The sequence below is a fragment of the Pseudomonas sp. B10 genome (assembly GCF_900156235.1).
In the GTDB taxonomy this organism is placed as follows: Bacteria; Pseudomonadota; Gammaproteobacteria; order Pseudomonadales; family Pseudomonadaceae; genus Aquipseudomonas; species Aquipseudomonas siliginis.
This window is the reverse complement of the sequence record NZ_LT707063.1, coordinates 2,682,393-2,705,718: the sequence shown is the minus strand read 5'-3', so window position 1 is coordinate 2,705,718 and position 23,326 is coordinate 2,682,393. Positions and strand designations below refer to the sequence as shown.

Annotated in this window: 23 protein-coding genes, 2 pseudogenes and 1 riboswitch; of the genes and pseudogenes, 17 read left to right on the top strand and 8 right to left on the bottom strand. The window is 54.8% G+C overall.

Annotated features, from left to right (window positions below; genetic code table 11):
• Positions 1–68 precede the first annotated feature (68 nt).
• The 4 genes from BXA01_RS12185 (at position 69) to BXA01_RS12165 (ending at position 4,219) form a co-directional block, all read left to right on the top strand.
• Positions 69–542: a hypothetical protein gene (locus BXA01_RS12185; RefSeq protein ID WP_076564245.1), complete on the top strand. Its 474-nt coding sequence runs from the start codon at positions 69–71 to the stop codon at positions 540–542.
• Positions 539–1,567, top strand: coding sequence for a serine/threonine-protein kinase (locus BXA01_RS12180; protein WP_076564244.1), 1,029 nt, complete (start codon positions 539–541; stop codon positions 1,565–1,567). The genes BXA01_RS12185 and BXA01_RS12180 overlap by 4 nt, the downstream gene beginning before the upstream one ends.
• Positions 1,568–2,425: 858 nt before the next feature.
• Entirely contained in the window at positions 2,426–2,902 is a 477-nt protein-coding gene (locus BXA01_RS12170; protein ID WP_076564242.1) for a hypothetical protein, read from the top strand.
• Between the two features lie 123 nt (positions 2,903–3,025).
• Positions 3,026–4,219 (top strand): restriction endonuclease, encoded by a 1,194-nt coding sequence (locus tag BXA01_RS12165; RefSeq protein ID WP_076564241.1) that lies wholly within the window; start codon positions 3,026–3,028, stop codon positions 4,217–4,219.
• Positions 4,220–4,226: 7 nt separating this feature from the next.
• Here BXA01_RS12165 and BXA01_RS12160 read toward each other — a convergent pair whose 3' ends face one another.
• From BXA01_RS12160 to BXA01_RS12145, 3 genes are all read right to left on the bottom strand, one after another.
• Positions 4,227–5,054 (bottom strand): DUF6216 family protein, encoded by an 828-nt coding sequence (locus BXA01_RS12160; protein ID WP_076564240.1) that lies wholly within the window; start codon positions 5,052–5,054, stop codon positions 4,227–4,229.
• 55 nt (positions 5,055–5,109) lie between these two features.
• Positions 5,110–5,733 (bottom strand): hypothetical protein, encoded by a 624-nt coding sequence (locus BXA01_RS12155; protein WP_076564239.1) that lies wholly within the window; start codon positions 5,731–5,733, stop codon positions 5,110–5,112.
• 484 nt (positions 5,734–6,217) lie between these two features.
• Positions 6,218–6,619, bottom strand: a complete 402-nt coding sequence (locus BXA01_RS12145; protein ID WP_172834006.1) for a helix-turn-helix domain-containing protein — start codon at positions 6,617–6,619, stop codon at positions 6,218–6,220.
• A gap of 518 nt (positions 6,620–7,137) precedes the next feature.
• Between BXA01_RS12145 and BXA01_RS12140 the strand changes: the two genes are divergently transcribed.
• The 5 genes from BXA01_RS12140 to BXA01_RS12120 all read left to right on the top strand — a co-directional run bounded on the left by BXA01_RS12140 (position 7,138) and on the right by BXA01_RS12120 (position 9,593).
• On the top strand, positions 7,138–7,515 hold the full coding sequence (locus BXA01_RS12140) for a hypothetical protein (protein ID WP_231991045.1): 378 nt from the start codon (positions 7,138–7,140) through the stop codon (positions 7,513–7,515).
• Between the two features lie 21 nt (positions 7,516–7,536).
• On the top strand, positions 7,537–7,857 hold the full coding sequence (locus tag BXA01_RS12135) for a hypothetical protein (RefSeq protein WP_083957553.1): 321 nt from the start codon (positions 7,537–7,539) through the stop codon (positions 7,855–7,857).
• Between the two features lie 100 nt (positions 7,858–7,957).
• Positions 7,958–8,365, top strand: a complete 408-nt coding sequence (locus tag BXA01_RS12130) for a DUF6957 family protein (RefSeq protein WP_076567714.1) — start codon at positions 7,958–7,960, stop codon at positions 8,363–8,365.
• Positions 8,366–8,493: 128 nt separating this feature from the next.
• On the top strand, positions 8,494–9,231 hold the full coding sequence (locus tag BXA01_RS12125) for a metallophosphoesterase (RefSeq protein WP_076564236.1): 738 nt from the start codon (positions 8,494–8,496) through the stop codon (positions 9,229–9,231).
• 29 nt (positions 9,232–9,260) lie between these two features.
• Positions 9,261–9,593: a hypothetical protein gene (locus BXA01_RS12120; protein ID WP_076564235.1), complete on the top strand. Its 333-nt coding sequence runs from the start codon at positions 9,261–9,263 to the stop codon at positions 9,591–9,593.
• Positions 9,594–9,769: 176 nt separating this feature from the next.
• Here the strand turns inward: BXA01_RS12120 and BXA01_RS12115 are convergent, their stop codons facing one another.
• Complete coding sequence (locus BXA01_RS12115; RefSeq protein ID WP_076564234.1) at positions 9,770–11,341, bottom strand: hypothetical protein; 1,572 nt, start codon at positions 11,339–11,341, stop codon at positions 9,770–9,772.
• A gap of 422 nt (positions 11,342–11,763) precedes the next feature.
• Between BXA01_RS12115 and BXA01_RS12110 the strand changes: the two are divergent.
• Both BXA01_RS12110 and hrpB read left to right on the top strand, forming a co-directional pair.
• Positions 11,764–12,144, top strand: a pseudogene (locus BXA01_RS12110) (DEAD/DEAH box helicase); the annotation flags it as partial.
• 128 nt (positions 12,145–12,272) lie between these two features.
• Positions 12,273–14,795, top strand: a complete 2,523-nt coding sequence (hrpB, locus tag BXA01_RS12105) for an ATP-dependent helicase HrpB (protein WP_076564232.1) — start codon at positions 12,273–12,275, stop codon at positions 14,793–14,795.
• Between the two features lie 210 nt (positions 14,796–15,005).
• Here hrpB and BXA01_RS12100 read toward each other — a convergent pair whose 3' ends face one another.
• On the bottom strand, positions 15,006–15,695 hold the full coding sequence (locus tag BXA01_RS12100) for a helix-turn-helix domain-containing protein (protein WP_076564231.1): 690 nt from the start codon (positions 15,693–15,695) through the stop codon (positions 15,006–15,008).
• 141 nt (positions 15,696–15,836) lie between these two features.
• Between BXA01_RS12100 and BXA01_RS27295 the strand changes: the two are divergent.
• The 5 genes and pseudogenes from BXA01_RS27295 to nhaA form a co-directional block, all read left to right on the top strand.
• A pseudogene (locus BXA01_RS27295) lies at positions 15,837–16,040 on the top strand (hypothetical protein); the annotation flags it as partial.
• Between the two features lie 135 nt (positions 16,041–16,175).
• Positions 16,176–16,237, top strand: a riboswitch (Fluoride riboswitch).
• Positions 16,238–16,381: 144 nt separating this feature from the next.
• Positions 16,382–16,765 (top strand): fluoride efflux transporter CrcB, encoded by a 384-nt coding sequence (gene crcB, locus BXA01_RS12090; RefSeq protein WP_076564230.1) that lies wholly within the window; start codon positions 16,382–16,384, stop codon positions 16,763–16,765.
• A gap of 10 nt (positions 16,766–16,775) precedes the next feature.
• Positions 16,776–17,129 (top strand): DUF190 domain-containing protein, encoded by a 354-nt coding sequence (locus BXA01_RS12085; protein ID WP_076564229.1) that lies wholly within the window; start codon positions 16,776–16,778, stop codon positions 17,127–17,129.
• 2 nt (positions 17,130–17,131) lie between these two features.
• Positions 17,132–17,662 carry an inorganic diphosphatase gene (ppa, locus tag BXA01_RS12080; protein ID WP_076564228.1) on the top strand — a complete coding sequence of 177 codons (531 nt, stop codon included), beginning with the start codon at positions 17,132–17,134 and terminating at the stop codon, positions 17,660–17,662.
• Positions 17,663–17,969: 307 nt separating this feature from the next.
• Positions 17,970–19,172, top strand: coding sequence for a Na+/H+ antiporter NhaA (nhaA, locus tag BXA01_RS12075; RefSeq protein WP_076564227.1), 1,203 nt, complete (start codon positions 17,970–17,972; stop codon positions 19,170–19,172).
• Between the two features lie 71 nt (positions 19,173–19,243).
• Here nhaA and BXA01_RS12070 read toward each other — a convergent pair whose 3' ends face one another.
• The 3 genes from BXA01_RS12070 to BXA01_RS12060 form a co-directional block, all read right to left on the bottom strand.
• Positions 19,244–19,777 (bottom strand): NUDIX hydrolase, encoded by a 534-nt coding sequence (locus tag BXA01_RS12070; protein ID WP_076564226.1) that lies wholly within the window; start codon positions 19,775–19,777, stop codon positions 19,244–19,246.
• A gap of 92 nt (positions 19,778–19,869) precedes the next feature.
• Positions 19,870–20,721 (bottom strand): universal stress protein, encoded by an 852-nt coding sequence (locus BXA01_RS12065; protein ID WP_076564225.1) that lies wholly within the window; start codon positions 20,719–20,721, stop codon positions 19,870–19,872.
• An 11-nt stretch (positions 20,722–20,732) separates the two neighbouring features.
• Positions 20,733–22,220, bottom strand: a complete 1,488-nt coding sequence (locus tag BXA01_RS12060) for a SulP family inorganic anion transporter (protein ID WP_076564224.1) — start codon at positions 22,218–22,220, stop codon at positions 20,733–20,735.
• 534 nt (positions 22,221–22,754) lie between these two features.
• Between BXA01_RS12060 and BXA01_RS12055 the strand changes: the two genes are divergently transcribed.
• Positions 22,755–23,306, top strand: coding sequence for an arsinothricin resistance N-acetyltransferase ArsN1 family B (locus BXA01_RS12055; protein ID WP_076564223.1), 552 nt, complete (start codon positions 22,755–22,757; stop codon positions 23,304–23,306).
• Positions 23,307–23,326 lie beyond the last annotated feature (20 nt).

Here is a 23,326-nt window from a genome sequence, read left to right as displayed (position 1 = left end):
ACCGGTTGACGACGTTCAACTCTGTAATACCATGAGTGATATTTAATTGCCTTCACAAGGAAAAGTACATGGCAACTCGTTGCGTAGCATTGGCTGTGGTTGCAAATGAGGTAACGGTAGTCGATACCACCATCCCGGATGACCCGGAAGCCCCCATCACCCTGATTCGAGACGAAACCTGGAAGCTGCCTTCGGGCGACCGCTCCAAGGCCTACGACACGATCCTCCATCGCTGCAAGGATTTCCTTGAAGGGAACAACGTTGACCAGGTAGTGATTAAGGGCAGCGCGCCATCGCAAGGCGGGGCGAGCAAGGGCCTGCTCGAAGGTGCAGAGCTTCGCGGGATAATCATGTGTGCGGCAGCCTCGACCTGTGAGACCAGAGTGCTCAAGAAAGACGTGATCAGCCGAACCTATGGCCGGAAGGTTGATGACTGCGTTAAAGACGATGCTTTCTGGGATGAGCACCTCGAAGGCGCGAACCTTCGCAAGGGCAGTCGTGAGGCTGCCATGCTGGTAGTGGCTCACAGGGCTCGTCCATGAGCAGCGTAGTTCCGGAACTGGAGATCATCAGGCATCTAGGGAGCGGTGCCTTTGGCGATGTGTATCTGGCGCGAGACGGTGTTCATGGTGAGGTGGCGGTCAAGGTCATGTCACGCAAACCGGAAGAGACCGACGAACAGTGGGTGGATACCAAAAGGGAATTTCTCGCCGAGGCGCGGCATCTGTCAACTGCGACCCACCGCAACGTTGTGCAGGTCTTTGGTATTGAGGATCTCGGTGACTCGATTCGCTTCACCATGACTTACTGCCCTGGGGGGTCTTTGCACACCCGATATCAGGCAGGGCCGATGACTCTTGCAGCGGTGCGTAAGGCGGCAACGGATGTCCTCATTGGCTTGGGATCGCTTCACGGACGGGCAATGCTGCACAGGGATATCAAGCCCGGCAACGTTCTGCTTGATCACACAGGGATGGCGAAGCTCGGTGATTTCGGGCTGGTCACGGATAGATTACTTCTGGGATATGGCTCGGCTGCCGGGTACGCCGATCACATCGCATTCGAGGTCTGGCAGGGCGGGCCGACGAGCATCAGGACAGACATATGGGCGCTGGGGATGACGCTCTTCAGGCTGTTACATGGTGAAGTCTGGTACATCCTGCAGAACGAAGCTCCTGCAGATATCGTGGCCCAAGGCGGTCTCGCTGATCGCTTGCGCTGGCTTCCCCATGTCCCTAAGCGCTGGCGTAGGGTTATTCGCAAGATGCTGGCGGACGATCCTGCTGCCCGCTACGTTTCCAGTCACGAAGCCTTGAACGCCATTGCAGACCTTCCCATCGAACCCTTGTGGACGGTGCCCAACATCACTCCAGACTTGGTGCGTTGGGAGCTGCAGTCCCCCAAGCGACTGAACGTGGTGGAATGGACGATGCACGCTGAGCGGCGCCATGAGTGGAGAGCGTGGAGTCAGCCGCTGGGCGACGGGCGTAACAAAACCTTGGGCGCGTCGCAGGGTGTGATAGGCCGCAAACAGGTTGATCGGGAGCTGGAAAAGTACTTCGGGTAACGTGCGATGCTAGCCAGCGGCAGTACGCATGCGGCGGGGCAGAAGGTACCCGTCGACAAAGTCTGCAGCGCTCAGGGGTTTGAGCTGGAAATGAGCCTGAGCGGCTGCACGGCGAGTATCGGCGCAGCTGGGGCAATAATTGGCGAGCGCATCAACGCCTTCCGCAGGCTGCCATGTGGCGCCGCAGAACGTGCATCGAGGCGGTGAGAGCCTCAGATTGTGATGCCGCTTACTCATGTGAATCCTACCTGTCGCTTAACGACGGACGTTGGACATTGACGGACGTGGAAGTTTTTCGGGCGGCAAAGCTTATACGAGTTTTGCCTGCCTGGGCGATTCGATTCCTTAAACGGTCATGCGGTCGACGCCCTTGCTTATCTATACTGTATGTATGAACAGTTCGTGTGGCAAGTGGTAAATTTCTGTGCTTGGAGATCAACCTCTCCCCGGTGACTGCCTAGGACTGTCGAACGGTGGCAGTCTCGCTTCCTCAGCGTACGTATACCCAAGAGGTGTAGCAGATAGTTGCGGTTTCGTCTCTCCTGCCTCCGTTTTGCTCTGATCCTGAACCCAAATACCTCACGCTGTGCCAGCACCAATAGCGCCCAGGCTTGGTTGCAGCTAGGGTTTCGCCAAGGCATTGACTTTGATATTGGATTGATATGAAAGCGGCGCTTAGGGCCTGGCTGCGTATAGTGAACAACAGCCCAGTATTCTCGCCTGCGCGTCCGGCAGCGTTCTGATCGGATTCGAGAAAACGACTATTGGTTTTGGCTTGCGACGTCGAGGCTTGAAGTAGAAGCTGACTCAGCTCAGCCCCACTTTCAGCTGAGTCGACTACTGCCACTAGGAGCTTCAATGAATCGACTGCGTCGCATTTTTAGCCAAGCGTTTGCCACTCCTCCTACCAACCAGGCCCTGTTTGCGATTGCCATGTGGCCGGTTTTGTACGCCGCTGCATGCTACAAGACACCGCAACTCGCGGAGTATCTGAGCGCGTTTGTTGGCATTCACATCAGCATGATGAAGGTGTTCTTGGTGGGATGTAGCGCCTACTGCCTGATGCTGAGTCGGCATCGTCTGCTCAATAATCGCTACTTTGTGCGCTTCGCTGCGGACATCGACCGTCACCGTAAACTGACCATGATGCAGCAGGGCATGATTGTTGCGGGTTTGACTCACCGGGCTGAGTACATGGCATTGGTCAGCGAGAGAAACGAAATTGGTGGGCGTCTCGGCTTCTTGGTTGATGCCGACAACTTTTACCGCAAGCTAAATTGGCTAATTGACGTCATGCGCAGCGGGGTACGACAGCTCGGACGATATGCCCACTGAGGGTTGAGGATGCTCTGCAAGATGTCACGAGGGCTGACTTGATCTGATATGGAACGAGGGGTTGGTCTCGCAGGTACGACGAGGCCAGCCTAAAACTGTATAGCTCAGGAGTGGTTGGACGAAATGAGCGTAGTGGCTTACTCAGACGCAGAGCTGGAGAAACGAATCTCAAACGCTCAGGCCGATCTCAGGGCGTGGGCAGTGTCTCACGATATCTGGTACGAGAGTGGCTTTACTACCTACGCGCAGCGGGTCGATGGTGAGCCTGGCCAAGATGCGGTGACCTTTGTTTTACACAGTTCTGGCCCTTTAGCACAAATGCTGGATGGCGACCTGAGTCCCCCTTCGCGGACTCAGTTTGATCAGATCGCCGACAGGCATGGTTTCTGGTACGAGAACTATGACGGTATTTCCTACTATTTCTACGCGATAACCGAGGAGCTCCAAGCCGCCTATGACGCGTACTTTCAGTGGAAATGGGTGTGCAGCCTTATCGTCGAGGATTTTGGAGACTTGTATGCCGAGCTTTATCAGTACTTTCAAACTCGCCCGGAGCGCCTTCACAATCTCCACCACAGGGAGTTTGAGATATTTTTGTACCGGCTTTTTCAAAGCCAAGGCTACGAATCGGAAGTGGGGCCTGGTTCAGGAGATGGCGGGGTCGATGTAAAACTGCTTCAGCGCGGGCCTTTGGGAGATACGCTCGCCTATGTCCAGGCCAAGCGCTATTCGCCATCGAACCCCATTGGGCTGGAGGCTGTGGCTGCGCTCCGGGGTGTCATGGCCAATGATGGAGTGGGTCGCGGTATCTTTGTCACCACCTCGCGGTACTTGCCGAGCGCCGAAGCCTTCGCACGACGATCGTCTGGCGTTCTTGAGCTCAAAACATCGGATGATGTTGTCCAATGGTGCAAGGATGCTGAAGGTGGGGTGGTTAAGGACAAGTCGACGCTGATATCAAACGCTCATGTCCTATCTGTTTTGCATAAGGTTGAGCGGGGACAGCACGTCAGCGTTGTTCATGCCCATTCGGGCCATTACACCATCGGAAACGTGTTTGCACTTGTTCTTAAGGAAACCCGGCATGCCGCTCTGCTAATGATTCTTCCAAGAGTTAACGTGGGTGGGGGCCCTGGCGGGCTTGACGGGCATGAGATTCCGAGGCTCGACGACAGAGTGCTCGGCTTTAAGAATTCAAACACGGTTTTCAGAGCGAAACGAAAAGTCGATGATCGTGGAGCCGTAAGTTACTGGGATGGCCGGAATCTATTCCATATATGGGATAGACGCCCCTGTTACTTTAATCATCTGGATTGAGGTTGCCCTACAGACCGCTACCCTCCGCGTCGGCAATCTTCTTCTTCAGCCCTTGGGCGCTGGCCTCACATAGCATGATGAATATGAGAAAAAAGATGCAGGCGACTGCTGCCCCGAAAGCGCTCATTCCAATCGCAAACTGTTCACCAATAATGTCTTCGATTTTCTGGTTGTAATTGCCTAGCACCAGGCTGCAGACGACATCCTTATCCCACTGCTCCTTGAAAGGCTCCAAGTCGTCGGAAAACAGGCAATATTGATTGTCCACCGCCCACTGGTCTGACTGGGCCCATGGCAACCAATTGCCACTGCCATTGAATGCGCTATTTGGTTGAACCCAGAACGTCGTATGGGTTTTTTTAACCGTTAGCCACGCATACCGTGTCTCGGTAAAGACATAGGCCACAGTTATAAGAAGCATTATCGCGAGCAGCATCGAGGATCGAACCGTCCTTCGCCGCAGCTTCGAGGGGATTTTGAACTCAAGTTCGTTGGCGTCGAAGTAGCGTCGAGCTCGACACAACTCTTCGATTGTCAGTTCATGGCGATTCAACCAGGAAAGCAGCTTTGCCATGTGTTTAGAGGTGCTGAGGTTCAGGCCGAACCAAAGGTTGAAGCGCTGGAGGTCTTCGTGGTCAGCCCACACACGCTGCGCAAATTTATTGTGGAAGCCTTTCGTAGCGCCCAGGAGTTGGTGCCAACGGTAAACGACGTAAAACATCGCGTTGGTTCTGAATACCACATAAAGCATCAGCGCGATCGCCCCCACATATGGCAGTAGCTTGATGATTGCGTCGATCCAATCCAAGGGTGACTTAACGAGCTGTTCAGACAAGGGCGAGCTTCCAACAATGTAATGAAAACGGCGAGTAAGATCTTTGCAAGAGGTGCTACAGCTGCCTTAAGTACATCTGTTTGGTTCGAGCCATGTTGATGATGTAACTGTCAGCGTGCAGGCCATTTGTTTCAAGGGTGATCTCATTCTTCTTAACGCTGCGGATGTCGTACTGCTGTGACTGGGCCAGCAGCAGCCCTTGTTCCAACTCGGTCTTCAAGGCGCTCTGGGCGTAGGCTGTGGGGTACACAGGGATGGGCTGGCCAGCGACGGATACGCCGATCAGTCCTGTTTTTACGTTAAGCAACTTGGTGAGAAGCTCATCGTCCGTAGCTTGCCATTCGCCGTTGCCATTGAAATCGTAACTGACGACGTCCGGCGAGGGTGAGCCAGGTTTGAATTCTGTGATCTTCAACAGTCCCCTGACGGTATACGTTTTGTTAGCAAAAAACTGCGTCGTGCCTTCAAATCCTACAAGCCCATTCCGATCTGGATACTCATATTTTTCCTGCCACATGCCTATGAATTTAGGGTTCAGTCCATCTGGCGATTCGGGCGGGTAGAGGTAGGTTAGCCAGGGCCCAGCGATCGTCGATATGGTTTCGCAGACCGCTATGAGAAGTGTACATAGGGCAAATATCTTCGCGCGACGACTAAAGCGGCCTTCATTCCCGTTCATCGAGTGTTTTCCGTGGTTGGTATTGACAAGGCAGCGAAACGCGCGAGCCCAAGAAACACCAGTGCGAGCAAACGCGTGTGGTCGCTGAAGTACCGTGCGCAGGCGCCGAAATCTTGAGGCAGAAAGGGTGGGGGCTCGGAGAAAGTGGCAGCAACCGCGAGGGTCGCGATCAGCATCCAAAACAGGGACAGGATTCGTTCGGATTGCATGGCAGGGTATTTGGCGTAGACGGATGAATGCGCTGTCATATGATTCTCAATTTGGCAATGGGTTAGGGGTGAGCAGGTTCAGAAAGGAACATCCCCAAACACCCTCAGCCTGTGCCACTCAACCTGATGCTTTTACTACACACCTGCGTCCTCGACGTACTTTTCCGGCTTTGCGCCAGCCACCAGTCTTCGCCGTGTGCCAGGAACATCCGAGCGTGGACACTGATAGATCGCCAACTTCCAGCAGGCTAGCCAGCATCACCCAAACCCAAACTTCAGGCCAGAGGACGGTTCCAGTGGCGTCTGACAGTAGGCTCCGACACGCCCAGCATTCGCGCAACTTCAGCACGCGTGTGCCCTGCGTCTTTGAGTTCTTGAACCGCGCGAGTGACTTTTTCGGCGTCTGCAACTCGCGGGTGAGCTCTTTTCACAGGGGCAGGTTTGACTGGCACATACAGCAACGCCATTTTGGAAAGATCGGCGTGCGCCGACGTGATGACGTCAGCGGCGGATCTCTGCTCCTGCGCTGCATACACGAGCGCAAGGAAGGCTACTGGATGCAGTTGAAGGGATTTGCAGAGCTCGTCGAGGGAGTCTGTGGTCAGTGACGTTTTGGCGTTCTCTACGGCACTGACGTGCGATTTAGTGATATTGACGCTCAGGTCTTGCTGAGACATTCCGCGCTCCGTCCGCAGGAGCTGCGTCACCGACGCCAAGGCGTTACGCAAAGACATTACTGGGCCTACCTTCAAAATCGATGGTATGCCGTGTTTGCTTTGCGTCTCTCAACTCTATATATTTGATCGAGTGACGATTCTGATTCCGGGTGAGATTCACGGTGAGGCAATCCGTATCTGCACTTGTGGATGCTGAGCGCGGCTGATTGTGCACGGGTATCAATATATCGCTAAACCGACGAATTGCTGGCATGGCTTCTCGCCACGGCAAGCACTCCGCTTTCGCCTAGGCAAGCGGGTCAATTGAGCGGTAATTCGAGTAGATGACGGGGTACGTTTGGACACTCAAGCGGGATGTATCGCCACCGAGTTCGACGATGGGTCTAGGCGAATGGCACGCTCGGCTGTGGGGGCGTTTAGTGATTTTGCTTCGCCGACAAGAGCGGCGAGGCGACCGGTGATTCCGGCCAAGCTCAATCAAGGGGGTCAAGTGACCAGGTATCGAGTTCTTGGGCTTTGTGTTCATGAACTCGGATGAGATTTCGCAACCAAAGCGCACTCGCTTCTACATCAAGAGCTTCGGCACCACGCGCGCTGACTTCCATTTCAACAAGTTGCCAGAGGTTGTCCGCAAGGCTCAGCTGGACTTGGCCGGCGAGGATGTTTTGGGGGGCTTCATCTGTGCACTGGATCGCCCACCGCGCATGACCGGGTTGTTGTTCTTGCGGGATTCATCCGATTTGCCCTTTGGTCTACCAGCGCACACGACTACGGTCGTACGCCGATACGAGCGAGCCGGGTATTGCATCGTCGAATGGCAGACGGGTGATTTGTTCGCAGTCGCCCATTGGTATTTTCAAAATGGTGCACTGGCGCCTTTTCACGATGTGCGCTGACTGGTTACGGGTGACGAGAACATGTTGAACAGTGAAGTCCTTCACGATGCTCAGGGGCACGATGGCATTCCGACGATTGTCGCTACAGCCATGAAGATTGACTTTGGCGCCCAGATTTCGGGGTATCTCATCTGTGTAGTTCCAGATCCGCTGGGGATGATTGGCGTCATCTACGGCGATGATCGGGGACGATTTGCAGATGGCAGGAGCATCCGCACCTCACGGAAGGTAGCTTCTTCAACTATCGAGGGCTATGAGGTCGTCCAAACGTTGAACAGCCGCTATGTGATTTGCAGCTGGTCGGGATACAGCAGAGACCTTTACTTGGGGGTGCGCCATTGAAAACCGCTGACACGCTGGGGAAACAGGGCGATCAATTTGCTAGTGGGATCAAGCCTCGCCGCGCTGAAGCAATCGAGAGTTGAGCATGGCTGAGAGTCCGATGAGTGACACCTTAAGAGACGTCGCAGAGCTGCTGAACGGCGAGGGTGAATCGCTGGCAGGATTTGCTGGAGATGTCGCCAAAGCTGAGGCGATGGTGATCCTTCGTCCGTCCTGGAAGCCTTACTGCATCGTCAGAGACTGGATGCTCATAGAGATCGCGGTGACTGACGAATTTCGAGAGTCGCTTGCCGGCGACGGCTTACAGCCCTACGTTCTGTATGCATCGAATGTGCTGAGCCACAGCTGTAATAAGCGCTTAACTGGCGATTGGGTTAGATCAACTTTCCAGTGCTCGTTTGATGGCTCCGTATTTGAAACGCGTAACACCGTTTACATCCTGTTGGGGGAAGGGCTGCTAAAAAAAGCCCGCATTGAGACGGTCATGTCAATTGTCGGGCTGTACTGAATGTCATGGCCAGGTGGCGGATTCAATTAGCGAAGCAGAAGTTTTCTCGTGGATAGCGCGGCGTTTCTATCTCGATGCTACTGCGCTGCATCCGAGGTGCGCGTCAACATTCCACTACGGGGTAAATCATGCGACTTCTCGTAATGTCAGATCTACATGTTGAGTTCAGGCCCATCCAGTTGCCTGACCCATCGCTGTATGACGTCGCGGTCTTGGCCGGTGACATTAACATCAAAGGCAGGAGCTCCAACTGGGCCGGTGAGCACTTCGTGAAGGACACGATTCTCGTAGCTGGCAACCACGAGTTCTACAAAGCCAGCTGGCACAAAACGCTCGGTCAGTTGGAGAACCATCAGGCTCCCCATGTCCATTTTCTGGAGCAGCGTACTCTTGTCTTGGACGGCATTCGTTTCTTGGGATGCACCTGTTGGACTGATTTTGAAGGCACCGGCAATGCGCCCCTCGCGATGATGGAGGCCCGTGCGCTGATGAACGATTACAAGGTCATTCGAATGGAGCCACAGTATCGAACATTGGTGCCCCAGCAAACCCGTAAAGTCGCGCAAGAGTCTCGTAAGTGGCTCCGCCGTGAGCTGGAGCAGCCGTTCGAGGGGAAAACGGTGGTGGTAACTCACTTCCCGCCGTTGATGCACTTCGCTCCCGACTACGGTAAGCATCCGCATTTACGTGCCGCTTATAGCAACGACTGGCATGAGTTTTTGGGTATGAAGATTGATCTCTGGATCTTTGGTCACACGCACGTGCCAGTCGATGAAACCATCGACGGAATCAGATTCCTCTCGAATCCACGAGGTTATCCAGGCGAAGAAGTCGATTTCAACCATCAGTGTGTGATCACGCTTTGAACCACCTAAAGAGTAGTGAGTAGAGGATCTTGTCAGTTTATTTCCCAGCCTTGTTGATCCAGGCGACAAAAGTGGCCTTTCAAGGGCGGATCAGCGGCTATCTGCTTGATGCTCGCCCAGTCGGCGCAGCATTCAAAGCGGCGATGTTTTTCGACATTCATCAGCGATCAGAAAACGGCGACACGGTCGTGACAGACGACCTCGCGGCGATTGAGGAAGAACACGGTTATTCGATTGCGCTGACCGTGAGAGGGGAGCGATATGTGATCGTCAGCTTCCTGATGTTCATGACCGAGAACATTGGCGGCGCCGAAGAGACCGTTGTTCTCTCTATGAGCCGAGGCCCCCAACTGGTTTCGTGATGCGCTTCAGCCCTATTTATTTGATGGTCATGGAAGCATCTATGTCATACGCCGAAATTGAGCACCTCCTCGGCCCCAGCGCTGTAATGGGAGGGGCTGACATCGATCTCGAACAGGCCATTCATGCCGCCCAGGAGCGATTGCCCGGCAGGAGTTTTTGCGTCGTCGATGGGCCTTCAGGACTCGCTCGGCTCAGCGCTGACCTTGCCCTTGCGCCTAGCTGCCACAGCCAAAGGGTGGTTTGAAAAATGCTGCCGGTAGGTTTTGAGTAGAGGTTTGTTCCCTGAATTCGCGACCATGTCCAAAAGCTCAGGCCCCTGCCGGCACACCACCGTGTATCGAGAGGTCTTGGCATTCTCCGCTTCGATCAACGTCTGCGAGGCAGGGCTGATAGCCGCATTCGTCCATAGCTCAAAGGTCTGTTTGAGTTGCCGGATGTCTTCGTTGCTTTTTGCGAAATCGCGCAGAACAGGCAGACGTTTTTTCAGCCATTTCTCGACCTCGGCATCATCCACTTGACCCATGGGCAAGTGCCCTTTGCATTCGATGAAGATGGCTTCCTTGCGCGTCTCCACCAGCACGTCGATTTCGGCTCGGGCCCCATCTGAGCCGCGCACCAACTTATTGATGGTAATGTCTGGACTGAGGTAATGGTCGTTGGCAAGTTCAGCGCACAAGTACTCGAACAAGCAGCCACGAAGGTTGCCTTCAGCTCCGTCAATCTTTCCGAGGGCATCGAACAGAGCATCGATTTTTTCAGGGTTGACCAAGCTTCGGGCGGTAGCTTTCAGTACTGACGCCAGTTCGTGCAGAGCCTTAGCCACGTCTGTGCCCAACAGCGAGTCCAGTGTGGCGGCAATCGCACCGTGCGCACGGATCAGGTGCACCGCCTCCTTTTCATAAGACTCGGCCAGAAACATCTGTAGCACTGGCGAGACTTTGTTGAAGCCCCGCACGTTCAGGCACTTTTTGATGAACGCCTTCGCAGCCTCCTCGGTCAGCCTCTCACCCAAGTAGATGTCGCACACAAATGAGCCGGGTTTGGGTCTCGACTTGGAGCTTGGGGGGCCGGCAACGCCGGGTACCCCGAGCAAGGGATGCAGATAGGAGGGTGCTGAAAGATCCCAGTAGTTGGGGCCCGCTGTCGGAAGAAGGCCTTCATCCCGGACGCGCACCTTGTTCCAGCTCCCGATGCCTAGACGCTTGACCCAATCCCTGACTGCATTCAAAGCCATGGCCTCAACCTTCAGGCGTGCATTGAGGTCGAGGAACGCAATTTGCTCGTCCTCCTCGTCAAAGCTGGCGAGGGCTAGCGATTCTCCGACTCCAGCTAGATCGACACGTTTGACTAAGTTAGCGGCAATCAACTGCTCTGCGACATTTTCCGCGCTGACTTGCTTGGCTTGCATCTTGGGCGCGCCGCACGCGATCTTGAAGTGATCGATGGGCAAAACTCCCCCGCGATCTTTGAGAGCAGCCAACCCATAACCGCAGGCGTGCTTTGTGTGCTTGAGCGCATACACAAGGCGGTCGAAAAAAAGCATTGACCCATATTGGCTCGGCAGATAAACGAAGGAGGCGCGGTGAGGAAAGCTGATACCCTTCAAACGTTTGGCGGTTGATCGCACGATCAATTGTCGGGCGTTCGGCCTGCTTACCCGAAACCGCCTGACTAGCTCATCTGCCAGCTCGTTGCTAAGACAGGGGCCCCAGTGTTCCAGGATGGCTTCGACTCGGTCTTTCTTCACCCGGCTCCCTCCTCAAAACAAGATCAACAAAACGGATTTTGTCACACTGCGCTATTTATAAGCCTGAATTACAGGCTCGCGGTTGGAATAAACAAAGCCGTGGCGATCAGGGCCCATCCTACGCGGGTTGCAGAGGTACTTCTCTCGGTTTTTTATACCTGTTGTCACAATAGGTCAGAAATCTTGTTTTTGGTGATGCATTTCAAAGGAGGGGAGCGTTCATTTGCTGGCCTCTTCCTACCCTTCAGGGAACCCTTGCAGAAAGCCTTTCGGAAGGCCCCCATGGAAACCTTCCAGGAAGGCATCGCCACAGTGTTTGGTCTGTACCGAGGGGTAGTGACAAGTAAGCCCAGGTTCACGGCCCATGGTTGGGAGCGAACCGCAGGCAGCTGTATAATCGAAGCACTATCGCTGGAGAGAACATGAATTCGTTGCCGATCGACGCTGCTCTGCCAGCGCTTCTTCAAGCCTTGCGTGATCGCAATGAGGTCGTCCTCCAAGCACCGCCTGGTGCAGGTAAAACCACCCGTGTTCCTTTGGCGCTACTTGGTGAAGATTGGCTGGCTGGCCAGACGTTAGTCATGCTTGAGCCCCGTCGACTGGCTGCACGTGCCGCAGCCGAGCGCATGGCCAGTGAGCTACGTGAGCAGGTCGGTGAAACAGTTGGTTATCGAATTCGCCTTGAAAGCCGGATCGGGCCCAAAACCCGAATCGAAGTCGTCACTGAAGGCATCCTTGCGCGCCGGCTGCAGGACGATCCCTCGTTAGAGGGCGTTGGCCTGATTATCTTTGACGAATTCCATGTTTTGCCGATTGCACGAGAATCATCAATTTCCTGTCAAAAACTCCGATCCCTCTCTTCGCAGTCGTTGGGCTGAATCACCTCTCTACAGGGCCCGTCGTATAATGCTTCTCTGATTTGGGAGCCTTGATGATTTCTCTACCTATTGATCTCGTATTGCCTGACCTACGAGACGCCCTGTCCAACCGCCACGAAGTAATCCTTGAAGCGCCACCTGGTGCGGGTAAGACCACCCGAGTGCCTCTGGCGTTGCTGAACGAACCTTGGCTTGGTGACCAGAAAATCATCATGCTCGAGCCTCGGCGGTTGGCTGCTCGGGCGGCAGCTGAGCGCTTGGCAAGTGAACTGGGTGAGAAGGTTGGTGAGACCGTCGGCTATCGAATTCGCCTTGAAAGCAAGGTGGGCCCGCGCACCCAGATTGAGGTGGTCACAGAAGGTATCTTGGCTCGCCGGCTTCAGGATGACCCTGCGCTTGATGGTGTGGGCGTGGTTATCTTCGATGAATATCACCTGCGCAATTTAGACTCTGACCTGGCACTGGCCTTGTGCGTGAGTGCTCGTGAGCTGCTGCGTGATGAGACCCCACTGAAGTTACTTCTGATGTCCGCAACGCTGGAAGGCGCTCGGCTTTCAAAACTTCTAAATGACGCGCCAGTGATCACGAGTGAGGGGCGGATGTATCCGGTCTCTACGGTTTGGGGTAGCCCATATCAGCCGGGGGAGCGTATTGATGCGCGAGTCACTGACACCTGTTTGGCTGCCATCAACGAGCAACCGGGAAGCGTCCTAGTTTTCCTTCCTGGGCAGGCAGAGATTCGGCGGGTGGCTGAGGCGCTCAAGGAGCAGTTGAGTGGTCGTCCAGAGGTGATCGTATGCCCGCTGTACGGCGACCTCGACCTGAACGCCCAGCGTGCTGCTATTGACCCAGCACCCAAGGGCTCCCGGAAGATCGTTCTGGCCACGAACATCGCTGAAACCAGCTTGACCATTGAAGGCGTCAGGGTGGTGGTGGACAGTGGTCTCGAGCGAGTGCCGAAGTTCGATCCTCGCAGCGGGATGACTCGACTCGACACACAGCGTATCTCGAAGGCCAGCGCTACTCAGCGAGCAGGGCGGGCAGGGCGATTGGAGCCAGGTGTCTGCTATCGCCTATGGTCGGAATCGCAGCACGAGCAAATGGCAGGCTACAGCACCCCAGAGATCTTGCAGGCTGATCTTGCAGCCCTGGCTCTCCAATTGGCCCGGTGGGGAATGAAGCCGGAAGAGATGACCTGGCTCGACCAACCTCCGTCAGCCCCTTTCGGCCAAGCCAGAGACCTGCTGAAGCGGCTGAGTGCACTCAACGATGCTGGACAGCTCACACCACACGGTTCGGCCATGAGCGAGCTCCCAGCACATCCACGGATCGCTCACATGCTCATCAAAGGTAACGCGATGGGACTGGATGATTTGGCTTGCAACGTCGCCGCGCTGCTGGGTGAGAAAGACGTCCTGCGTGGAGAAGGTGCCGACCTTCACACTAGGCTGAATGCATTGTCAGGAGAGCAACATTCGCGCCGAGGCGGTGGCTCTTTTCAGCGAGTAAAGCAGTCTGCTCGGCAGTACCGATCCCTGCTCCGAGGAAGGGCCTCTAGCCCCGCCAGCGAGCCCGATCACCCACGATGGGTAGGATGCCTACTGGCGTTCGCCTACCCTGACCGAATTGCCCTCCAGAGGCGTGCAAGTGCATCCGAGTACCGTCTCTCCAACGGACGGGCTGCCGTATTCTCAGAGCCTGATGCTCTCACCAAGCACGAGTGGCTGGTGGTAGCCGATCTGGGTAGCCGGCAAGGCCAGCGTGAGGAGCGGATCTACCTCGCGAGTGACCTCGATCCGGCCCTGTTCGATGACGAGCTGGCTGATCTTGTGAGGTCTGTCGATGAGGTCGACTGGGATGAAAGGGAAGGAGTGCTCAAGGCTGAGCGGCAGTTGAAGGTTGGGCAACTCATCTTGTCGACGACAGCCCTGCCAAGTCTCGATGAGCAAACCCGTTCGCTGGCCTTGGTCAACCTCGTGAGGCGCAAGGGCATCGAACTCCTGCCCTGGAGCCCTGAGCTGCGGCAGTGGCAAGCTCGGGTCGACCTGCTGCGTCAGTTGGATATCCAGAATGGCCAGACAGAAAGCAAGTGGCCCGATCTTACCGATGCCAATCTGCTGGATACGCTTGAAGATTGGCTCACGCCGTACTTGGGCAAAGTCACGAGGCTCAGCCACTTCAGTCATCTGGATCTGGCTTCGATTGTCAGAAATCTTCTGCCTTGGCCGCTTCCACAGGAACTAGAGGTTCAAGCACCGCAGACGATTCAGGTGCCGTCAGGGTCGAACATTCGCATCGACTACAGCGAACAGCCACCTATTCTGGCCGTACGACTGCAGGAGCTGTTTGGGATGGCAGAAACGCCCCGCATAGCCCACGGCAAGCAACCTCTGGTTCTGCATCTTTTATCGCCGGCCCGCAGGCCTGTGCAGGTGACCCAGGATCTAGCCAATTTTTGGCGTAGCACCTATGCGGAGGTGAAGAAGGATCTTAAAGGTAGATATCCGAAGCATTTTTGGCCTGAAGACCCATTGGTGGCAGAAGCGACTGCAAGAGCGAAGCCTAGGAAGCCCTGAGGGACTAGCAGCTTTTTGGGCGTGCCCTGTCGGTCGGCTGTCGTGAACCAAGCCGCCAGAGGCGTCTTGGCCCGTAGGGCTTACATCCTCACGCTTTTGGCCCTTCGGGCCGGCGCGCTCCGCTTGCTCTGCAGCATGGTTCTTAGACTAGGCAGCTAACCATTACGAACTAGCTGCTCACGTAGCTCCATGACCGGGATAGGCGGGTCACTAAATGCCCATCTTCCGGGGCAGGGCCAACTCTTCTGGCGCTTCACCTTCTCTGAATCCAATCAGGTAAAGCACATCTCCTACAGGGAGTGCTTCCACATGCGAATCCGAGGTGCCGTTGTGTACCACTGGGCAGGTTGCATAGCGCAGAGTAACGCTCAGTTCTTCAAGTCGTTCGATCATGGCCTGGAGTTCTTCAAACACCTCTAATCGCGCTGTGCTTGAATAAAGCTCGGCGCAGTCGCGATAGTCGCGTAGGTAATCAGTCAGCTCTGCGAACGCCGACGCTTGGTCACTTGAGGGCTCGAAGGCGGGCTCGATGTAATCACCAATGCTCTCAGATGCAAGCTTGGCCAAGCCCCTGCCTGATTCGGGCTTCAATGCCTTCGTCAGGACATACTTCTGATCGAACTGCTCACGAGCATCGCGCAGTTGCTCCTCCGTGGGAATCCCCATCGGTTTCGAGAATGCGTCGATGTCCTGAAACTCAAAAGCAGAGGCGAGAGAGCGAAGCGTATTGAGGCTCGCCCCGGCGCCTGCTTCAACACGCTGGATGGTTCTGGGCGTAGTCCTTGCGAGCACTGCCAGCGTCTCCTGAGACCACTGACGCAATTCGCGCAGATACCTGATCACTTGGCCCAGTTCACCTTTGCTCAGTACGCGGGTTTCAACGGTGTCAAAATTACTCATCTCGTGTCCCCTGTCTCAGTTGCTGTTCAGATGGTTCTAGTATGAGTCGGAGGCGATCCGGGCGACACGACACGAACCTGACAGTGAAATAGTGGCCAGCACTGGCGATCTGATGAGTGCAATCGGACGGAGATATCAACGCCTTCGCCCAAGAAGAAAGCGGCGAACTCATTTACGCCTAGGCTGAGGGTCACGCTCATGGTTGGGAACGAGTTTGAAGGGAAAATGATCGAGTTGGTTCACGACGCTGATACGTTGAGCTCGTTGCTTGCTGAGCAAGAGGCTGTGAAGACGGCTAGGAAGAAATACAAGTATGTTGAGGTCGTATCGGTTAAATCGATGTAGACGCGCCAACTGGCCTAGTTATGCAAAGAGTCGGCCCGTACCTGGATCATTGATCAAACATCTTGCCTAGCCAAAGGGGCCTTCAGAACGCAAGCTTGCAGCTGCTCTTGATGCCACTGGCGCTGATGCTATAGGATCAGAACAGGAGATGGCATTCCTCCTTAAACCGCCCTCGTGCTGATGATGCCTACGTGAACCCTGGACAGGGTGCGTAGGTGTGTCTCCCTGTCCTCCAATTTAGGACAGGATATGAATTTGCCCTTCGATTTTTTCTTCACTTCCCGCCTCCGTGCGAGCCGTTTGCCCGTTAGCCCACTCATATGTGATGAGGAGGGCTCTCCGTGCTGAAGTCATTAATCGTCATTGCCGTTGGCGCTTCACTTGGAGCCTGGTTGCGTTGGCTCTTGGGGATGAAACTGAATGCTCTGTTCCCGACGATTCCTCCAGGTACTGTGGTTGCGAACATGGTTGGTGGTTACATCATCGGCTTGGCCATCGCCTTCTTGGCCGCATCTCCTTCCCTTAGCCCAGAGTGGCGCCTCCTGATCATCACGGGGTTCTGTGGCGGTCTCACCACCTTTTCTACATTTTCAGCCGAAACGGTTGCCTTGATTCAGGAAGGCAGACTGCTCTGGGCGCTTGGCTCAATTTCGTTGCACGTCGTAGGTTCGTTAGCGATGACCGCTGCCGGGCTTGTGTCCTACCAAATGATTGGTACTCGCTGAGGAGATAGAAATGAAAGGCTATATGGTCGTTTTCTTCACCCAACAAAACCGTCGTTATCAGGGAAAAATGCTAGGCGAATGGATAGTCGACGTGGCTAAAGAAATGGGATTACGCGGCGCCACGCTCTGCACCGGAATCGAAGGGTTTGGGCACACTGGGAAACTGCATTCATCGCACTTTTTTGAGCTGGCGGATCAACCCACAGAAATTCGCTTGGCAATCACGGAAGATGAGGCAGAACGGCTGTTCACACGACTGGAATCCGAGGAAATATCGGTGTTTTTCACGAAGACGCCAATCGAGATGGGCACCCTTGGAAAAACGTCTTCCAGTGCAGCCCCTTCCAAAACTTCGGAGCTATGAACATGAGTTACACGGACATTCCAGCTGGTAACGCGATCCCCGATGACTTCTTCACCGTTATCGAGATTCCTGCAAACCACTCGCCGATCAAGTACGAGGTGGACAAGCCAAGTGGGCAGATCTTTGTCGACCGCTTCCTCAGCACACCGATGTTCTATCCGGCCAATTACGGGTTCATTCCAAATACGTTGAGTGATGACGGCGACCCCTTGGACGTTCTGGTGATTTGCCCTTACCCGGTATCGCCTGGTGTTGTCATTCGCAGTCGCCCGGTGGGTGTGATGTACATGACGGACGAAGCTGGAGCGGATGCGAAGGTGATCGCAGTGCCTCATGACAAACTCAGTTCTATGTACAGCGACGTAAAGGAGTGCGCCGACCTCCCTGCGTTACTCCTCGCACAGATCCAGCACTTCTTCGAAAACTACAAAGCATTGGAGCCGGGTAAGTGGGTGAAGATGGGCCGTTGGGGGAGCGCGGACGAAGCGCGGGAAGAGATTCGCAAGTCGGTAGCTGCGTATATCCCCAAATAGGCCTACGCCAGATTGAAATGCATCTGTCGGAGGGTCGCGCTGAGGTGCTTGCATTTATGCTGCGCCTCAGTTGCTCTGATCATCAAATATCCGGGAACCACACGCTTGGAAAGAAGGATCGATGTTCGCTCGCTTAGTGGCTATGCGCTTGGAGCGTGCTCCTGAGTCTCGTGAACGAGCCCGTGCCGGTGAACAGACTGGATGCCGATTAGGGCTTGGTGTGAATCGTTACAGGCTATGTGCCCTGCCGCGTTGGTAAACCCCTGATGTTAAAATAATCGTTTTGGATCAAAGCGCAAGGACACTGATGACTCACAGTAAAACTCCCGCAGAAACCCCCAGAGCAGCCGCAATTCTGGCTCGCTTCCTATCGTCGGAATCCGCTGGCGGCCTTGTACTGATGGGGGCAGCACTCGCGGCTCTGATCGTGGCCAATTCGCCTCTCTCGCAAGGTTATTTTGCAGCCTTGCACAGTGTCTGGCTGGGCATGTCTGTGGAGCATTGGGTCAATGATGGCCTGATGGCTATCTTCTTCCTGATGGTCGGCCTTGAGATCAAAAGAGAGGTTCTGGCAGGTGGGCTTTCCACTTGGGGCCAGCGTGCCTTACCGGGATTTGGTGCAATAGGCGGCATGGTTGTGCCTGCGCTGATCTACATCGCAATCAACTGGGATAATTCTGAGACCTTGAAGGGCTGGGCCATCCCAGCCGCTACCGATATCGCATTCGCCCTGGGCGTCTTGTCGCTGCTGGGTAAGCGAGTCCCGACTTCGTTAAAGGTTTTCCTCGCCGCCTTGGCGATCATTGACGACCTGGGCGCTGTGGTCATCATCGCCTTTTTCTACACCACTGGTCTTTCCATGCCGATGTTGCTGGCATCGCTCGCAACCCTGGTCATTCTGATCGCAATGAATCGATTGGGCGTCAGACGATTATTCCCATATTTGCTGGTCGGTGGTGTGCTGTGGTTCTTCGTGCTGCAGTCGGGAGTGCATGCCACCCTTGCGGGTGTTGCCGTTGCACTGTGCGTCCCAATGGGCAAACCTGAAGAGGAGGCCCGGTCTCCACTGCTGTTCCTGGAAGAAAAGCTGCACATGTGGGTAGCGTTCGCTGTGGTGCCGATTTTCGGCTTCGCCAATGCGGGTGTTTCACTGGCCGATATTTCTATGGAGAATCTAGTCGATCCGGTTCCGCTGGGCGTAGCTCTGGGTCTGTTGGTGGGCAAGCAGATTGGCATTTTCCTATTGGCTGCTCTGGCCATTCGTATGGGCTTGGCCAAACTACCGGAAGGCAGCAATTGGGCACAGCTTTACGGCGTTGCGCTCTTGTGTGGCATCGGCTTCACGATGAGCCTGTTCATCGGCAACCTGGCGTTTGCTGGATCGGCTCACCTGATTGACGAAGTAAAGGTCGGTGTGTTGATCGGTTCGACCCTGGCTGCAATCGGTGGTGTCCTGATTTTACGGCGCAGCGCTGCTCCTGCCGCTTCGCCCGCCACGATTTCCAGTTAAGCGTAAGGTCGCCGGCCACAGAATTTCTCCCTGATTGAAATTCAGTGGCCGGGAGCTACCGAGGTATCCTTTCAACTGCGGATCGGCACCAACAACTCGGACGCGACTTTTTTCAGCATGAAAGTTTCGCGCTGGATGGACTGCCCCATCGATGATTCCTGACGCTGCATCACGGCTTCATTGTGCGTTATGGCCTCATGCAGGTTGATCCAGGCAGGCCGCATTCCATTAGCGATTTCGTGACTTTCCATTCTGACTGGCTCTAGCTGGGACGCCACTTCGCATACATAAAAATGCGACGTCATGTGCATCAGGTCATATTCTGGTTTCCAGTATGGCCGGTACTCCTCGATGTAACCGTAGTGCTGGAGCACCCGAATCTCGCGAGCACCTGTCTCTTCCTCAAGCTCACGCTTAAGACCTACGATAATGTCCTCGCCAGCATCAAGGCCGCCCCCAGGAAAGCTAAAGTCGTTATAGCGCTCAGTGAACAGCAACAGGATCTGTTCGTTCCGCAACACGATTCCGCGTGCCGCATGACGACGGAATACTTTCCCTTGTATAGATTTCAGATCCGGGTGAAGGATTTCAGTTATGAGTTGCATGAGGTCTCAACAGGACGTGTTCAGATATTCATTAACTAGGATGACCGCAGTGTTTCCAGAGTGTTGGAAACACTGCGGTCAGGCGAGTCAATTCAGCGGAGCAGCAATACCGGCATGTTAGCTGTGCGGAGCATGGTTGTAGTTGTGCTACCTACCAGAAATTGTCTGATGCGCGAGTGGCCGTAGGCCCCCATGACTAGCAGATCAATTCCGTGCTCGGCCTGATACACGTGGAGCGCCGTTTCCACTTCCCCCTTTACGATCTGAGCTTGGACGACAAAGCCAGCACTCATGAGCGTGCTCTGGGCTTTCTCCAACGCTTCTCGGTTGCCTTCCGAGTCAGCGCCAACCATAACGAGATGAATTGGTAGATTTTTGCAGAGCGGGCTGGCGGCAAGCAGCTCAACGGTTTTGTGGGCTGTGGGGCTGCCGTCAAAAGCGAGCATTACTTTTTCTGGCTTTTTATAGCTGCTGCTCGTGATCAAAATTGGACGGTGAATTGTGCGCACGACAGCTTCAATTTGGCTGCCAAGGCTGTGCACTCCACGTGTGCTGTCTTCACCCACTCGTCCAATGACCAAGAGTCGAATATCGTCCTGAAGATCAACCAGGCTTTCTATCAAGTGTCCGTGGCGCTGCTTTAGCTCAGGAAATGCAGCTCCGCAAATGACCGTTCGCTCCCTGGCCTTTTCAAGCATGTGTTGACCTTGTTCCAGAGCAAGCCTGGCGCGCTGGGCATCCAATGTAGCCAGCTCCTCCAGCAGATGCTCTCGACTGCCAAGGCCGATATTACCGCTCAGGTCTGCAGACGCGGGATATTTCTCCTCATCCAATACATGCAGCAAGGTAAGGGGCGCGTTAAGTTGTTGCGACGCCCATGCTGCGTAGTCGCAGACCGCCAATGAGGATTGTGAGTTATCAATGCAGGCCATTACGTGGGTCATTGTCGTTCTCCTTAGTGGCTCATGAGCTTGTCGATGGCATCGGGTTTGTCATGCACGCCGAAGCGGTCGACGATTGTTGCACTGGCTTCATTGAGACCGAGCACTTCAACCTCGGCGCCTTCGCGGCGGAATTTGATAACAACCTTGTCCAGCGCTGCAACCGAAGTGATATCCCAGAAATGGGCTTGGGTCAGGTCGATGGTGACTTTGTTCAGGGCTTCCTTGAAGTCAAAAACGTTGGTGAATTTGTCTGCTGAGCTGAAGAACACTTGGCCCACAACATGGTAAGTGCGATGCGATTCCGTCTCTTCCAGAGTGCTCTTGATATCCAGGTAGTGCCCGACCTTGTTGGCAAAGAACAGCGAGGCCAGCAGCACACCTACCAGTACGCCGTATGCCAGGTTGTGAGTGGCCACGACAACCACGACGGTCGCCACCATGACGAGGTTGGTCGACAGCGGATGCTCTTTCAGATTGCGCAAGGAATCCCAGCTGAAGGTGCCGATGGACACCATTATCATCACAGCGACGAGTGCCGCCATGGGAATTTTGGAGAGCCATTCGCCAAGGAACACCACCATCAGAAGCAGAAAAACGCCGGCACACAATGTCGAGAGACGGGTGCGGCCACCAGACTTCACGTTGATGATCGACTGGCCAATCATGGCGCAGCCGGCCATACCACCGAGCATCCCTGCTGCGATATTGGCAACGCCCTGGCCTTTGCACTCCCGGTTTTTGTTACTGGTGGTATCGGTCAGGTCATCGACGATGGTCGCGGTCATCATGGACTCCAGTAGGCCTACAACGGCAAGCGCTGCTGAGTACGGGAAGATGATCCGCAGAGTCTCAAAGTTCAGCGGGACTTCAGGCCACAGGAAAATCGGCAGCGTGTCCGGCAGTTGTCCCATGTCACCTACGGTGCGGATATCCAACCCCAGGTAAATCGCGATAGCGGTCAGTGTCAGGATGCACACCAGCGGGGAAGGAATCAGCTTGCCGATCTTCGGTATATACGGAAACAGGTAGATGATTCCCAGGCCTGCTGCGGTCATGGCGTAGACGTGCCAGGTGACGTTGGTGAGTTCGGGCAGCTGCGCCATGAAAATCAGAATCGCCAGTGCATTCACAAAGCCTGTGACTACTGAGCGCGAGACAAAGCGCATCAATGAGCCAAGCTTCAGGTAACCAGCGAGAATTTGGAGAACTCCACAAAGCAAAGTGGCTGCCAGCAAATATTGAAGCCCATGCTCTTTAACCAGTGTGACCATGAGTAGCGCCATGGCACCGGTTGCCGCTGAGATCATGCCAGGCCGACCGCCGACGAAGGCGATAACGGCGCAGATACAGAAGGAGGCGTAGAGGCCGACTTTGGGGTCGACGCCAGCGATGATAGAGAAGGCAATGGCTTCCGGGATCAACGCCAAGGCGACAACAAGACCCGCGAGCACGTCTCCACGGACGTTGGAAAGCCACGTTTGTTTGAATGATTGCAGCATTAGAATATCCAAGGCAATGCACCGCACGCACACCAGGCGAATGGCGAGCGCGTCGATACGAATTCAAATTTTGAGGATTATTTGACTGTATGCTTTAGGTGTAAGAACCGGACATACAGCAGTACGCACCGCGAGCAAAAAGGCGGGTGCGAGGTATTGCGAGGGGGCGTAGCGCTAAGGCGGCGTAGGCTGCCAGTAGATCGTTTGGAGTACAGTCATTCTATTGTTCCTGTAGCTCAAGGGGGATGCAGAGCCGGCATTATACAGCGAATCAGCCGTAGATCGCGACCAGATGTCGAGCACTGTAGATTATCAATCCTTATTAAGCTGAGTTGAGCATGCTTGGCGGCGGGCCTTTGCTCTCCATTCTGTTTTGATAGATCACTGGTGATTTATGGCAATTACAGTCTCAGGCTCGCTCAAGATCAGCCAGCCTATGACGGTCTCAAAGATGGCCAAATCTTCATAATTTGATCACCCCCAAAGGTGATCCAAAGAGGTTAATGTTCAGTTTTTAAATCAGGGACGACCTACATGCCTTTGAAGATTCGTACTGCGGTGCTAGCAGATGCGGAAGCCATCCAGTGCATTTACGCCCCGGTTGTTTTAACCACGGCGATCTCATTCGAAGAGACTCCGCCAAGCGTTTCGGAAATTGCTCAGCGGATTGCGACGACGCTTCAAACATATCCATACCTAGTGGCCGAAGAAGGTGGGGAGATCAAGGGCTACGCCTATGCCAGCCAGCACCGCGCACGTCCGGCCTACCGGTGGGCGGTGGACGTGACGGTTTACATAGCTGAATCGGCTCGCCGACAGGGCGTTGGCCGTGAGCTCTATGAGGCTTTGCTTCCGATCCTTGAAAAACAGTGCTTTCGCGCAGCTTACGCCGGAGTTGCTCAGCCCAATGAAGGCAGTGTGGGTTTGCACGAGTCGCTGGGATTCGTCCATATCGGGACATATCCGGAGGTGGGCTTCAAGCTTGGAAAATGGCACGACGTCGGTTACTGGCGGCTCGGGCTGTGCCAGACAACTCCTCCACTGGAGCCAATTCTCTTCCCTGAGCTTGCAGTCACACCACAGTAGGCGCACTCGTTTTGCGTCGC

Bases quoted from the DNA above. Each gene is read 5' to 3' on its own strand.
- BXA01_RS12065 (WP_076564225.1), bottom strand. From the start codon at position 20,721: ATGACCCACGTAATGGCCTGCATTGATAACTCACAATCCTCATTGGCG.
- BXA01_RS12135 (WP_083957553.1), top strand. From the start codon at position 7,537: ATGTTGAACAGTGAAGTCCTTCACGATGCTCAGGGGCACGATGGCATT.
- BXA01_RS12185 (WP_076564245.1), top strand. From the start codon at position 69: ATGGCAACTCGTTGCGTAGCATTGGCTGTGGTTGCAAATGAGGTAACG.
- ppa (WP_076564228.1), top strand. From the start codon at position 17,132: ATGAGTTACACGGACATTCCAGCTGGTAACGCGATCCCCGATGACTTC.
- BXA01_RS12055 (WP_076564223.1), top strand. From the start codon at position 22,755: ATGCCTTTGAAGATTCGTACTGCGGTGCTAGCAGATGCGGAAGCCATC.
- BXA01_RS12170 (WP_076564242.1), top strand. From the start codon at position 2,426: ATGAATCGACTGCGTCGCATTTTTAGCCAAGCGTTTGCCACTCCTCCT.
- BXA01_RS12125 (WP_076564236.1), top strand. From the start codon at position 8,494: ATGCGACTTCTCGTAATGTCAGATCTACATGTTGAGTTCAGGCCCATC.
- BXA01_RS12060 (WP_076564224.1), bottom strand. From the start codon at position 22,220: ATGCTGCAATCATTCAAACAAACGTGGCTTTCCAACGTCCGTGGAGAC.
- BXA01_RS12100 (WP_076564231.1), bottom strand. From the start codon at position 15,695: ATGAGTAATTTTGACACCGTTGAAACCCGCGTACTGAGCAAAGGTGAA.
- hrpB (WP_076564232.1), top strand. From the start codon at position 12,273: ATGATTTCTCTACCTATTGATCTCGTATTGCCTGACCTACGAGACGCC.
- BXA01_RS12165 (WP_076564241.1), top strand. From the start codon at position 3,026: ATGAGCGTAGTGGCTTACTCAGACGCAGAGCTGGAGAAACGAATCTCA.
- nhaA (WP_076564227.1), top strand. From the start codon at position 17,970: ATGACTCACAGTAAAACTCCCGCAGAAACCCCCAGAGCAGCCGCAATT.
- BXA01_RS12155 (WP_076564239.1), bottom strand. From the start codon at position 5,733: ATGAACGGGAATGAAGGCCGCTTTAGTCGTCGCGCGAAGATATTTGCC.
- BXA01_RS12070 (WP_076564226.1), bottom strand. From the start codon at position 19,777: ATGCAACTCATAACTGAAATCCTTCACCCGGATCTGAAATCTATACAA.
- BXA01_RS12085 (WP_076564229.1), top strand. From the start codon at position 16,776: ATGAAAGGCTATATGGTCGTTTTCTTCACCCAACAAAACCGTCGTTAT.
- BXA01_RS12130 (WP_076567714.1), top strand. From the start codon at position 7,958: ATGAGTGACACCTTAAGAGACGTCGCAGAGCTGCTGAACGGCGAGGGT.
- BXA01_RS12145 (WP_172834006.1), bottom strand. From the start codon at position 6,619: ATGTCTCAGCAAGACCTGAGCGTCAATATCACTAAATCGCACGTCAGT.
- BXA01_RS12180 (WP_076564244.1), top strand. From the start codon at position 539: ATGAGCAGCGTAGTTCCGGAACTGGAGATCATCAGGCATCTAGGGAGC.